12 protein-coding genes are annotated in these 12,767 nt (G+C 37.1%); 9 read left to right on the top strand and 3 right to left on the bottom strand.

Annotated elements, in window-relative coordinates:
• Window positions 1–125: 125 nt before the first annotated feature.
• Together MHB70_RS22100 and MHB70_RS22095 are read left to right on the top strand one after the other, a co-directional pair.
• Window positions 126–1,778 carry a putative polysaccharide biosynthesis protein gene (locus MHB70_RS22100; RefSeq protein ID WP_001284037.1) on the top strand — a complete coding sequence of 551 codons (1,653 nt, stop codon included), beginning with the start codon at window positions 126–128 and terminating at the stop codon, window positions 1,776–1,778.
• A 41-nt stretch (window positions 1,779–1,819) separates the two neighbouring features.
• The gene (locus tag MHB70_RS22095; protein ID WP_001234943.1) at window positions 1,820–2,548 is read left to right on the top strand and encodes a pseudouridine synthase; all 729 of its coding nucleotides are present in this window, start codon (window positions 1,820–1,822) and stop codon (window positions 2,546–2,548) included.
• A gap of 82 nt (window positions 2,549–2,630) precedes the next feature.
• Here the strand turns inward: MHB70_RS22095 and MHB70_RS22090 are convergent, their stop codons facing one another.
• On the bottom strand, window positions 2,631–2,852 hold the full coding sequence (locus MHB70_RS22090; RefSeq protein WP_000805512.1) for a DeoR family transcriptional regulator: 222 nt from the start codon (window positions 2,850–2,852) through the stop codon (window positions 2,631–2,633).
• Window positions 2,853–3,209: 357 nt separating this feature from the next.
• Here MHB70_RS22090 and pepV point away from each other — a divergent pair, with 357 nt between their 5' ends.
• From pepV to MHB70_RS22070, 4 genes are all read left to right on the top strand, one after another.
• Window positions 3,210–4,616 (top strand): dipeptidase PepV, encoded by a 1,407-nt coding sequence (gene pepV, locus MHB70_RS22085; protein WP_001274245.1) that lies wholly within the window; start codon window positions 3,210–3,212, stop codon window positions 4,614–4,616.
• Between the two features lie 103 nt (window positions 4,617–4,719).
• On the top strand, window positions 4,720–5,265 hold the full coding sequence (thpR, locus tag MHB70_RS22080) for an RNA 2',3'-cyclic phosphodiesterase (protein WP_000433244.1): 546 nt from the start codon (window positions 4,720–4,722) through the stop codon (window positions 5,263–5,265).
• A 212-nt stretch (window positions 5,266–5,477) separates the two neighbouring features.
• A complete protein-coding gene (gene pulA / locus MHB70_RS22075) occupies window positions 5,478–7,619 on the top strand; it encodes a type I pullulanase (protein WP_002039785.1) in 2,142 nt (713 codons plus the stop codon).
• Window positions 7,620–7,848: 229 nt separating this feature from the next.
• Window positions 7,849–8,646, top strand: coding sequence for a phosphotransferase family protein (locus MHB70_RS22070; RefSeq protein WP_002039786.1), 798 nt, complete (start codon window positions 7,849–7,851; stop codon window positions 8,644–8,646).
• Window positions 8,647–8,649: 3 nt separating this feature from the next.
• On the opposite strand, the gene MHB70_RS22065 is transcribed toward MHB70_RS22070, so the two are convergent.
• Window positions 8,650–8,928 carry a YtzH-like family protein gene (locus MHB70_RS22065; protein ID WP_001122853.1) on the bottom strand — a complete coding sequence of 93 codons (279 nt, stop codon included), beginning with the start codon at window positions 8,926–8,928 and terminating at the stop codon, window positions 8,650–8,652.
• Window positions 8,929–9,159: 231 nt separating this feature from the next.
• Here MHB70_RS22065 and trmB point away from each other — a divergent pair, with 231 nt between their 5' ends.
• Window positions 9,160–9,813: a tRNA (guanosine(46)-N7)-methyltransferase TrmB gene (gene trmB, locus MHB70_RS22060; protein ID WP_001239372.1), complete on the top strand. Its 654-nt coding sequence runs from the start codon at window positions 9,160–9,162 to the stop codon at window positions 9,811–9,813.
• Between the two features lie 70 nt (window positions 9,814–9,883).
• Window positions 9,884–10,738, top strand: coding sequence for a YtnP family quorum-quenching lactonase (locus MHB70_RS22055; protein WP_000391955.1), 855 nt, complete (start codon window positions 9,884–9,886; stop codon window positions 10,736–10,738).
• Between the two features lie 239 nt (window positions 10,739–10,977).
• Here the strand turns inward: MHB70_RS22055 and MHB70_RS22050 are convergent, their stop codons facing one another.
• Window positions 10,978–11,289 (bottom strand): PepSY domain-containing protein, encoded by a 312-nt coding sequence (locus MHB70_RS22050; RefSeq protein WP_000118536.1) that lies wholly within the window; start codon window positions 11,287–11,289, stop codon window positions 10,978–10,980.
• 148 nt (window positions 11,290–11,437) lie between these two features.
• On the opposite strand from MHB70_RS22050, the gene MHB70_RS22045 reads away from it, so the two are divergent.
• Window positions 11,438–12,511, top strand: coding sequence for a M42 family metallopeptidase (locus MHB70_RS22045; RefSeq protein ID WP_001031519.1), 1,074 nt, complete (start codon window positions 11,438–11,440; stop codon window positions 12,509–12,511).
• Window positions 12,512–12,767 lie beyond the last annotated feature (256 nt).

Genomic DNA, 12,767 nt, shown 5'->3' with positions numbered 1-12,767 from the left:
TGCCTAAAAGAATAGCATGTTTTCCCTTAAAAGAAAAATAGAGTGAAGTACTGCTTGAGGGGAGAATTGTGGTACAATACAAAAGTTAGAGTTCAGCGTTATATAGGAAGTAGGAGGATTTTCGTATGTCCGATTCAAAATTTCTGCGCGGAACGCTTATTGTGACGTTAGGGACATTTTTAGTAAAGTTCTTAGGCATGATTTACGTCTTTCCGTTTCATGCATTAGTAGGCACAGAAGGCGGAACGCTCTATACATATGGATATATTCCATATACGATATTTTTAAGTATTGCAACGGCAGGGGTGCCGCTTGCTGTTTCAAAGTTTGTTTCCAAATATAATGCACTTGGAGATTATAAAACGAGCCGAAGAATGTTCCGCTCGGGAATGGTTATGATGATAGTAACAGGGGTTCTTTCCTTCTTAGTACTGTACATGACCGCACCATTATTTGCAGAAGCAATGCTTGGTAAACAAAGTTTACAAAATAAGGTAGAAGAAGTTACGACGATTATTCGCCTCGTAAGTTTCGCACTTATTGTTGTACCGGCAGCAAGTTTGATTCGTGGTTATTTCCAAGGTCACCAATCGATGGGACCGACTACGGTGTCACAAATTATTGAACAAATTATTCGTATCGTCTTTTTACTAGCGGGTAGTTTCATCGTTATTAAAATACTTGGCGGTACAGTAGCAACAGCAGTCGGAGTTGCGACATTCGCTGCATTCGTTTCAGCAGTTGGAGCACTCGGCGTATTAATTTGGTACTGGTTAAAACGTAAAAAATATTTGGATCAATATTTAATTGAACAAACTGTACCAGAATCGACAGTAAGTACCGTTCAATTGTTTAAAGAGTTATTTGCGTATGCAATTCCTTACGTTGTAATTGGGTTAACAATTCCTTTATATCAACAAATTGATACATTGACATTTAACTCTATTATGCAGGCAATTGGTCAAGGTGATATCGCAGAGCGAGCGCTCGGTATTTTCACAATGTGGACGCATAAATTAATTATGATTCCAGTATCGCTTGCAACAGCGTTTAGTTTAACGCTTGTACCAGCGATTACAAAATCATTTACGGAAAAACAATATCGCTATTTAAAATTACAAATTACACAAACATTCCAGGCGAATATGTTTTTAACATTGCCAGCAGTTGTCGGTATTTCAACACTGGCTTATCCAATTTACACTGCGTTTTACGATTCAGATCCATTAGGTGGACAAGTGTTAATGTGGTATGCACCAGTTGCATTGTTATTTGCTTTATTTACGGTAACAGCCGCGATTCTGCAAGGGATTAATCAACAAAAACATGCGATTGTCGCACTTGTTATGGGTGTTATTTTGAAATTTGTATGTAACGTAATCTTTATTCGATATTTCGGTACAGTAGGAGCGATTTTAGCTACTGCAGTCGGTTTTTTAGCTTCCGTATGGTATACGAATAGACAAATCCAAAAACATGCACACTATTCATTTGGTGTTGTATATAAGAGAACATTCCAAATTGCAGTATTAACACTTGTAATGGTCGTGGCGGTAAAACTATCACAGTGGATTCTATCCTTCATGATTTCGCCAGATGGCCGTATTGGTGCTTTAATTACAGTTGCGATTTGTGCAGGTGTTGGTGGTCTTGTTTACGGTCTGTTAGCAATTCGCACAGGAGTACTTGAAAGAGTATTTGGCGGAGAAGCGTTAGAGAAAATTCAGCGTAAACTTGGCAGTAGATTCAAAATAAAGTTGAAATCAAAAGGGGCGTAAATACGTCCCCTTTTCTATGATAAATAAAGAAGGTGAAAAACGTGAGATTAGATAAATTATTAGCGAATATGGGATACGGAAGTAGAAAAGAAGTAAAGAAATTATTGAAAGACGGCGTTGTGAAGATTGATGGAACGCCGGTGAAAGATGCAAAGGTTCATGTAAATGTAGAAGAGCAAGAAGTTATGATTCACGGTGAAGTTGTAGAATATAAAGAGTTTGTTTATTTAATGCTGCATAAGCCACAAGGTGTAATTTCAGCTACAGAAGATGATAATCACGAAACAGTAATAGATTTATTAGAACTAGAAGATGCAATCTTTGATCCGTTCCCAGTTGGACGACTTGATATCGATACGGAAGGTTTCTTATTGATAACAAATGACGGGAAGTTATCACATCAATTATTATCTCCGAAAAAGCATGTGCCGAAAAAATACTATGCACACGTTGCAGGAGTTGTAACGGAAGAGGATGTAAAAGAGTTTGCTAAAGGTGTTATTTTAGACGATGGTTATGAAACGAAACCAGGTGCACTTACAATATTAAAAAGCGATGATGTTTCTGAAATTGAGCTTGTGATTACAGAAGGAAAATTCCATCAAGTGAAGCGCATGTTTGAAGCAGTAGGGAAAAAGGTTGTTTACCTAAAGAGAACAGAGATGGGTCCGTTAGTATTAGATGAAGAACTAGAACTTGGAGAATACCGAGAGCTAACAGATGAAGAAGTAGAAATGTTAAAAACATATCAAGTAGATACTGAGAAGTAGTCCTGTTTTTAGGCGCAGAAAAGACCCCTTTCTAATGAGTTAGAAAGGGGTATGTATTTATTTACATACAATTATTTTTTCGTTATGAGGTCATTCTCACTTTCTTTCCTGTTGTTGTCCACTTACCGCGGCAAGGGCTATACACGAGTTCATTAAACTGCAACACATTTAGATCACGTTGTATCGTTCGCGGTGTGATCCCGAACTCATCTACAAGGTCTTTCGTCGTTACCGTTCCGTTTTCATTGATGTACATATAAATTGATTTAATGCGTGTTAGCATACGAGTAGTTGTAGGTTTCAAGAGAAAACCACTCCTCTACTAGTTTTTTTGACCCCATTCAGGAAAGAAGGTCGTTACTACCATTGTACTCTACATGATAAAATTCATGCTTTAATCTACTTAAATTTTACAAAAGTTTAACAAAATTTCATATAGAAAAATATTGGTAGTTGACATTGTATATATGATCAGTCAACTAACACATAAAATTCTACGTAAAACGCCAAATTCCTGCAAAATTTTTTGAAAAAATAAAAGAAAAACTAATGGGAAATATCTGAAATATTACAATTGTTCGGTATTTGACTTTCGTGTATGGCATAAGGGATTTCGGTTTGCTATGATGAAAGAGATAATATAGCGAAGGATGGATGCGTGATGTCAGCGATTAATTGGACAGAAGAAGTTGCAAAACGAAAAGATGATTTAATTCGTGATACACAACAATTTTTGCAAATTAAAAGTGTGTGGGAAGAAGAGTCGGCGAAAGAGGGCGCACCGTTCGGTGAAGGTGTAGAAAAAGCTTTATCTTTCATGTTACATAAAGGAGAATTAGAAGGTTTTTCTTCTAAAAATTTAGAAGGTTATGCAGGTCATCTTGAAATGGGACAAGGAGAAGAACTAGTAGGTATTCTTTGTCATGTTGATGTTGTACCAGAAGGAGATGGCTGGACGACTCCTGCATATAGTGCAGATATTCGCGAAGGAAAGATTTTTGCACGTGGTGCAATTGATGATAAAGGCCCAACGATGGCAGCTTATTATGCGATGAAAATTGTGAAAGAATTAGGGTTGCCTCTTTCAAAACGCGTTCGTATGATTTTAGGAACAGATGAAGAAAGTAACTGGAAATGTGTAGATCACTACTTTAAAAACGAAGAAATGCCAACAATCGGTTTTGCGCCAGACGCGGACTTTCCAATTATTAATGCAGAAAAAGGAATTTCTGATATACAAGTTGTGCAAAATGGTAGTGAAGAGAAAAAAGGTGTATATGAACTCGTTTCATTTGAGTCAGGCCGCCGTTTAAACATGGTTCCTGATTTTGCAAAAGCGGTTATTACAGGAGAAGATGTAAATGCACTTACAGTAGCATATGAAGAGTATTTAAAAACGGCTAAAAAAATAGGGAACTCAACTATAGAAGGAAATACGGTGACGTTGCAAATAGAAGGAATTTCAGCACACGGATCTACTCCAGAAAAAGGAGAAAATGCAGGTTTACTATTAGCAAACTTCTTAACTACAGTTTCACTTGATGGAAAAGCAAATGCATTTGCGACATTTGCAGCAAAAACATTTACTGGTGATATTTTTGGTGAAAAAGCTACTATTGCTTATAAAGACGAAGTTAGCGGTCCGTTAACAGTGAATGTCGGTCGCCTTTCTTATACGAAAGAAAACGGTGGCAACTTAGGGTTAAACGTACGTTACCCAGTTACGACTAACTTTGAAGAAATGATTGCGAAGTTAAAAGAATACGTTAGTATTCATGGATTTGAAGTAGCGGATTATTCTAACTCTCGTCCGCATCACGTCGATAAAGACCACGTATTAATTCGTACGCTGCAGCGCGTGTATGAAGAACAAACAGGAGAAAAAGCAGAGCTATTAGCAATCGGCGGTGGTACTTACGCCCGTTCATTGAAAGCTGGCGTTGCATTTGGCCCGCTATTCCCTGGAAAAGAAGAACTTGCGCATCAAAAAGATGAGTACATTGAAATTGAAGACTTATTAAAAGCAACAGCAATTTACGCGCAAGCAATTCATGAGTTAGCGAAATAAAGGATATATGAATAATGACCGCTCTCTACTTTAGAGGGCGGCTTCTTTTTAACTGAATGAGATAAGAAAGAAAAGCAACAATAAAAAAAAGGAGATGATATAAATGGAGCCGCATTATTTTGTCGCAATTACTTTACCAAATTATATAAAAGAAGTGCTCTCTAATTATAAAGAGGATATGGAGGAGGAATTACCATTTCGCTCGTGGGTACATAAGGAAGACTATCATATTACCCTTTCCTTTTTAGGAAGTGCGACAGAGGAACAATTAGAAGGAATAAAGAATGGATTACAAACACTTATAGAAAAAAAGGAACTACCTTTCACATTACAAGGATTTTCAACATTTGGCATGGAAGACAGGCCACGTATTTTTTGGGCGAAAGTAAGTGAGAATCATGAGTTGTTTCAGCTACAAAAGCAAGTGCATGCGATTTGTGAAGGGAATGGGTTTTCTTTAGAAACACGTCCGTATCATCCACATATTACTGTTGCTCGTAAATGGATGGGAGAAAAAAAGTTTCATTTGGAAAATATAAAAGAAGTGCCTGAAGTATCATTTCAAGCGGATACAATTACTTTATACGAATCTCACGTGAAGGAAACGCCGAAATATAAATCGATTGCTGAAATAAAACTACAAAAATAGAATGTATGAAAACGTTTTTTATACAGGTGAATATACTATAGAGAATAATGGAGTTACTGTATAGAGTCTTGCTAATAAGAAAAGTTTTATTATTTGCAGCTCGTATACTCACACAAAGGCCCGATTGGTGGGGGCTAATAATCAGCAGGGGATACTCCGAATTGATTAAAGATTCACTTTATTTTAATTTTGAGAATGATGGTGATTTTTTTATGTTGAAAGTAAAACGTCCATTTGATGCCTATTTAGATGAAATGAATAAAATTACAATTTTGCTCCCACATGCGTATGGAACAAGTCGGACATTTCGTTTGCAAGAAGGAAATAATGTGAAAGATTTACCGATTGCTCATACTATTGCGCTTCCGGATGCAACAAAGTATGAGTGCTTTATAGAAGAGTCACTAGATGTGGGGAAGTATTATACAGTACGAGATGAACGGAACGAAGAAACGGATTTACAAATAGGCGCTGTTATTCGAACGGCAATTTTTGATGAGAAGTATTATTACGAAGGCACAGATCTAGGTGCTGTATACAAAAAAGAAGCAACAACATTTAAAGTGTGGGCTCCAACTGCGAGGCTTGCAAAAGTAAGATTTTATAAAAGTGATAAAGAATATACCGATTATGACATGCATAGAGAAGAAAATGGTGTTTGGGTTCATGCATTACAAGGGGATCATGATGGGGCTCGATATACCTTCCTCGTCTGTATTAATTTAATATGGAATGAAGCGGTGGATCCATACACAAAGTCAACGACTGCAAATGGGAAATACGGTGTTGTTATCGATTTGGAAAAGACGAATGTAACGAGACGAGAGGAATTACCACCATTACAGTCAATGACAGATGCTATATTGTATGAACTGCATATTCGTGATGCGACTATTCACCCAAATAGTGGAGTGAATAAAAAAGGAACATATAGAGGGTTGATGGAAGAGGGAACGACGGGACGGAATGGGACGTTAACAGGATTGTCTCATATAAAAGATTTAGGTGTTACACATGTTGAATTATTACCGTTATCTTGTTTCGGTGGTGTAGATGAGGCAAATCCTTCCGGCGCATATAATTGGGGTTACAATCCATTATATTACAATACACCAACGGGGTTTTATGCTACAAACCTTGCTGATCCGTATAACAGGATAGTAGAGTGTAAGCAATTGATTGAAACATTTCATGAAAACGGTATCCGAGTAGTTATAGATGTTGTATATAATCACGTTTATGAAAGAGAACTATCATCATTTGAAAAGCTTGTTCCAGGTTATTATTTTCGCCATGGCGAAGATGGTATGCCTTCTAATGGGACGGGAGTTGGAAATGATATAGCGTCTGAACGGAAAATGATGAGGAAATTCATTATAGAGTCTATTTTATATTGGCTGACGGAATACAATGTTGATGGATTCCGATTCGACTTAATGGGGATTTTAGATGTTGATACAATGAACATAATAGAAAAAGAAGTGCGAAACATAAAGCGAGACGCATTGTTATTAGGAGAAGGATGGGATTTACAAACACCGCTTCCTCTTGAGGAAAAAGCAGCGTTAAATAATGCAAGAAAAATGCCACATATCGCGCAGTTTAATGATCAATTTCGTGATGGAATAAAAGGTAGCACATTTAATGTAAATAAACGTGGTTTTGCGTTTGGTGGGCATGTAGACTGTCAGCATTTACAGTATATAGCATCAGGTAGTCTTTTAAGTGTGAAAGAAACAGGATTATTTCTAGAACCGGTACAAAGTATTAACTATGTAGAATGTCATGACAACATGACGATGTGGGATAAACTAGTGCACAGTAATGAAGAACCGGAAGAGATTTTGAAAAAACGGCACCTTCTAGCAAGCGCAATAGTTATTCTTTCGCAAGGAATTCCTTTCTTACACGCAGGACAAGAGTTTTATCGTACGAAGAATGGAAATGAAAATAGTTATAATGCAAATGATGAAATAAATCGATTAGACTGGGATCAAAAAGAGAAAGAGATGGAGACAGTTAACTATATAAAAGGGTTAATTGCGATTCGCAAAGAGCACGGGGCATTCCGATTACAAAACGCAGATCTTATAAAAAAGCATATGACTTTTTTGCAAACATCTACAGAAGTACTTGCATACCACCTAGAGCATGTAGAATTGTTTGGGCCGTGGAAAGAAATTGTCGTTTTATTTAATAGCGGTTTGGAAGCTAAAACGGTGCAGCTTCCAAAAGAAGGAACGTGGCATGTGTTAGTAAACGAAAAGCAAGCGAAAATAGAGCCAATTTCTTCATTTAGAGGAAAGGAACTTCAATTGGCTCCCATTAGCACGTATATATTGACGATAATGTGACAAATCGCTACTTGACGATGAGAATGTAATAAATGTAGAATTGACAAAGGTGACGATTTTGATAAGTTGTCATTCTATGAGTGGTTTTGTAAAATAAAATAGAGAGTTTTTGGCTTATGCCAAGTTTTCTTTTCATTTACAGTAAAATATATATGAATCCACAACATGTGTAGAAATGTTGCGGTTTTTCTTTTCATAACTATAAAAGATAAGGATTTGTTAACGGGTAATGAATATGGAATGGTTGGAACAATTATTAGGAAAAGAGTGGAGTCTTGTACCGGCTGGTGGAGTAACGGGCGATGCATATATTGCGCAAAACGGACAACAGAAGTTATTTTTAAAGCGGAATACATCGCCCTTTTTAGCGGTATTGTCAGCAGAAGGAATTGTTCCAAAATTACTTTGGACAAGAAGGGTAACGAACGGTGATGTGATTTCTGCTCAAAAATGGCTTCCGGGACAGAAGCTAGAGCCAGAGGATATGAAACTAGAACGTGTTGCGAAACTTTTGAAGAAAATACACTCCTCTAAAGCGCTTGTGCAGATGATTCAAAGACTTGGGAAGCAGCCGCTTCACGCCCAAGAGTTATTACAACAATTGCAACTTGTTTTAAGGGGAGATATAAGGGTAGATGAAACAATTCAGCAAGGCCTTCAATATTTAACGGATTCATTAAAAAGTATTGAATACAATGAATTCGTTGTATGCCATTGTGATGTAAACCATAACAACTGGATATTGTCGGACGAAGATGAGTTGTTTTTAATTGATTGGGATGGAGCTGTCATTGCTGACCCAGCTCTAGACCTAGGTATGTTATTATACTGGTACATTCCGCGTCATGAATGGAGTGAGTGGCTCGGGTATTATGATATTGAAATGGATGAATCATTGCTTAGGCGTATGAGATGGTATGTAATAGCACAAACGATTTTATCTATTCAATGGCACACAACAAAAAAACAGCAAGCAGAAGCTGAATATTGGCATCAATATTTACAGCAACTACTTGCTTCAGAATAATACTTAAGAAAAATTGTCCATTCCAGCAATCCACTGAGTAAGTTGTTCTTGATTATTGGAAATATGGTTGTCCAAATTAGAGGAAGATTTACCCGATTGACTATAAGAATATACATCGTTTAGCATTGTTTTAGCGTCATTACTTATATTATCGTTTGCGAGTAACGATTGAATGAGGCGCTCTAATTGCTCGCATTCAGAAACTGTCCCGCAGCAATCGCTTTGGTGATTGACTAAAATATCTTTCAGCACTTCTAATTGATGTTGTTGACTAATTGGCATGAACGGATCATCCTTTCGATTGTTTTTCTCTTCTCGGAATGTAAGAGAAAAAGCTACGTCGTCATGGAATGTTTAATGCTGTATGTAGTTTTTATCAAAATGGTACATCTTATACTTGAAAGAAACGGACCGAGTGCTCGTACGTACTTGGTTTTTTGTTTGGTAGATTGATTAAAACAGAAAAAAGGAATCATTCCTTTAAAATAGCTTTGTAAAGAGAGGGAGACATCTATGCGTTTAAGACATAAACCATATGCATTAGATCGAATTAATGAGTATTCACATATCGTAATTGGAAACCCAGAAGAGCGCGCGGGTAATTGGAAAGAAGTATTTGGAAATGAACAACCCATTCACATTGAAGTAGGTACAGGTCGTGGCCGCTTTATGTACGATATGGCAAAAGCAAATCCACATATTAATTATATTGGAATTGAAAAATTTACGAGTGTTGTTGTAGATGCACTTGATAAATTAATTGAAGAAGAATTACCGAACTTAAAGTTAATAAATAAAGATGCTGAAGATTTAACAGTTTTCTTTGCAAAAGGTGAAATTGATCGTGTTTATTTAAACTTCTCAGATCCATGGCCGAAGAATCGTCACACGAAGCGTCGTTTAACGTATAAAACGTTTTTACGCAATTATGAAGAAGTGTTAGTAGAGGGCGGAGAAATTCATTTCAAAACAGATAACCAAGGGTTATTTGAATACTCTCTAATGAGTATGGCTGAGTATGGTATGTTACTAACTTACTTAAGCCTAGATCTTCATAACAGTGATTTTGAAGGTAATATTATGACTGAGTACGAAGAGAAGTTCTCTAGTAAAGGTCATCGTATTTATCGAGTTGAAGCGAAGTATCGCACAGAGCCTATGCAGTAATGCATAGGTTTTTTTATAACTAAAATAATCAGAATTTTATGTTAAAATTAATGTAAAAGGGGGATGTGTGATGGAAGAATTACGAATTGGAGATATAAAAGTGACGTGGTTAAAAGGTGGGAACACACATTTAGATGGCGGGGCAATGTTTGGCGTTGTGCCGAAAGTACTTTGGTCACGAAAATATAAACATAACGATACAAATCATATATATTTACGAACAGATCCGTTACTTTTGCAAACGAAAGATGGAAATATGCTTATTGATTCTGGAATAGGAAACGGTAAATTGAATGAGAAAATGAAGAGAAATCAAGGAGTAACGGAAGAGTCATCGGTTTATGAATCTTTAGAAAAACTGGGATTAAAGCCTGAAGATATTCACTACGTCTTAATGACGCACCTTCATTTTGATCATGCATCTGGTTTAACGAAATGGGAAGGGGATCACCTTGTACCGGCGTTTCCGAATGCGAAAGTTTATGTAAGTGAAACAGAGTGGAATGAAATGAGGAACCCAAATATTAGATCCCGTAATACGTATTGGAAGGAAAATTGGGAGCCGATTGTAGAGCAAGTTGTTACGTTTCAACAAGAAATCGAAATTACGGATGAAATAAAGATGGCGCATACAGGCGGACATAGTGATGGACATGCAGTCATTGCTTTAGAAAGCAAAGGAGAAACGATGCTGCATTTAGCAGACCTATTGCCGACACACGCACATCAAAATGTATTATGGGTCATGGCTTATGATGATTATCCGATGACATCGATTGAAAATAAGCAAAAGTGGATGAAATATGGTGCTGAAAACGATGCGTGGTTTTCATTTTATCATGACGCATATTATCGTGCAGTGAAGTGGAATGAGGAAGGACATATTGTAGAAAAAATTGAGAGAAAAACGAGTATAGAAGCTTAAAAAAAAAGGAGGTTGTTCCATCATATTTATTGGAGCAGCCTCTTTTTTATTGTCGGGTTTTGTCGGTAAGTCGATATATTTAAACAAACGCTGATATAATTTGAGTTGCGCCGATATAATTGGGAAATCGCTGATATAAATCGAGTTGCGCCGATATATTCGGAAAATCGCCGATATAATTTTAATCACTATCCGCAATTTTTCAAAAAAAAGAGGTTCACCTAATGGGAAACCTCTTTTTATGCTGCTATTACCTCTAAAACAGTACCTGTTTTAGCATCAACTAAAAATTCAAATCGTTCTTGTATATCATCTAACATTGTTGTAAGACCGCCGCGATAAACTTCATACGCAACATCATATTTTTCAAATGTCTCTGGAACCATATGTACCCAAGAGCCAGTAATTTCACCTTTATGATTTAATGCTTGTTTCACCATTTTCAATGCTTTTTCTGAAGAAATATGGGATTGTTCTTGTACTTTGTTTGCAACGAAATAACCAGCTGCAAATCCAACGCCAAGACCTGCTACTAAACCTTTCCAGCTCATATATTCACCTCAATTCTATAAAATAAAAATAGTGTACCGATAATAATTATAAAGCAAATGCAGCTAAAAAAGAAGAAACTAGAAACATTTCGAAAATTTCGTTACAATAAAAAAGGTATTCTACTAAGGTTTGAAAGAAGGGGACTTCGTGAATAAAGAGACATTACAATTATTTCGTACGTTAACAGAATTACAAGGTGCGTCAGGTTTTGAACATGATGTACGCCGTTTTATGAAGCAAGAATTAAGCAAATATGCTGATGAAATTGTGCAAGACGGTTTAGGTAGCGTATTTGGTCTGAAAAAAGGGGACGAAACTGGCCCACGTGTTCTTGTAGCAGGTCATATGGATGAAGTAGGTTTCATGGTTACGCAAATTACGAAAAACGGAATGCTTCGTTTTCAAACGTTAGGCGGCTGGTGGAGCCAAGTGCTATTAGCGCAGCGCGTACAAGTGATGACGAAGAATGGTCCTGTTATAGGGGTTGTTGGTTCTATCCCTCCTCATTTATTAAGTGATGCGCAACGTGCAAAAACGATGGATATAAAAAATATGCTAATCGATATAGGTGCAGATAGTTATGAAGATGCGATTGAAATTGGTGTAAAACCAGGACAACAAATCGTGCCAATCTGCCCGTTCACACCGATGGCAAATGAGAAGAAAATTATGGCGAAAGCTTGGGACAACCGTTATGGATGTGGCCTGGCAATCGAGTTATTAAAAGAATTAAAAGATGAAACATTACCGAATACATTATACTCTGGTGCTACTGTACAAGAAGAAGTAGGTCTTCGCGGAGCACAAACAGCTGCTAATATGATTCAACCAGACATTTTCTATGCGCTTGATGCAAGTCCAGCAAACGATGCTTCTGGTGATAAAACGCAGTTCGGTCAATTAGGAAAAGGTGCTCTTCTTCGTATTTACGATCGTACGATGGTAACTCATCGAGGAATGCGCGAATTCATTTTAGATACAGCAGAAACACATAATATTCCGTACCAATACTTTATTTCACAAGGTGGGACAGATGCGGGCCGTGTACATACAAGTAACTCAGGTATCCCATCAGCAGTAATTGGTGTTTGTGCTCGCTACATTCATACGCATGCTTCTATTTTACATGTTGATGATTATGCAGCAGCAAAAGAACTTATTACAAAGCTTGTAAGAACAACGGACAAAACGACGTTAGAAACAATTAAGAATAACGCGTAAAGAGGAAGGGCTGCAGAGCTCTTTCTTTTTTTAGGTAGGAGAGATGACCCAGCGATGTGTAGTAGCGGTCAGTGCTTAATTAGTGCTCGAATAATGCATGAAGACCGCGGAAGAATGTTTTTGTGTTCGGGACCAAAAATATTGTGGGAAGTCACCTTCTACTATAGGTAGAAGGGATTCCTTGGTGGTGTGTGGTAGTGGTTGGCACTTCATTTGTGCTGAAGTGGATATTAGAACAGAATAATGAATTCTTATA

The sequence above is a fragment of the Bacillus sp. FSL M7-1020 genome, from assembly GCF_038050415.1.
Lineage (GTDB): Bacteria > Bacillota > Bacilli > Bacillales > Bacillaceae_G > Bacillus_A > Bacillus_A toyonensis.
This window is presented reverse-complemented; position numbering and strand designations above follow the sequence as displayed.

Excerpts from the sequence above, each read along its gene's own strand:
- MHB70_RS22050 (WP_000118536.1), bottom strand. The coding sequence starts at position 11,289 with ATGAGCTGGAAAGGTTTAGTAGCAGGTCTTGGCGTTGGATTTGCAGCT.
- pepV (WP_001274245.1), top strand. The coding sequence starts at position 3,210 with ATGTCAGCGATTAATTGGACAGAAGAAGTTGCAAAACGAAAAGATGAT.
- MHB70_RS22055 (WP_000391955.1), top strand. The coding sequence starts at position 9,884 with ATGGAAGAATTACGAATTGGAGATATAAAAGTGACGTGGTTAAAAGGT.
- MHB70_RS22070 (WP_002039786.1), top strand. The coding sequence starts at position 7,849 with ATGAATATGGAATGGTTGGAACAATTATTAGGAAAAGAGTGGAGTCTT.
- pulA (WP_002039785.1), top strand. The coding sequence starts at position 5,478 with ATGTTGAAAGTAAAACGTCCATTTGATGCCTATTTAGATGAAATGAAT.
- MHB70_RS22100 (WP_001284037.1), top strand. The coding sequence starts at position 126 with ATGTCCGATTCAAAATTTCTGCGCGGAACGCTTATTGTGACGTTAGGG.
- trmB (WP_001239372.1), top strand. The coding sequence starts at position 9,160 with ATGCGTTTAAGACATAAACCATATGCATTAGATCGAATTAATGAGTAT.
- thpR (WP_000433244.1), top strand. The coding sequence starts at position 4,720 with ATGGAGCCGCATTATTTTGTCGCAATTACTTTACCAAATTATATAAAA.
- MHB70_RS22065 (WP_001122853.1), bottom strand. The coding sequence starts at position 8,928 with ATGCCAATTAGTCAACAACATCAATTAGAAGTGCTGAAAGATATTTTA.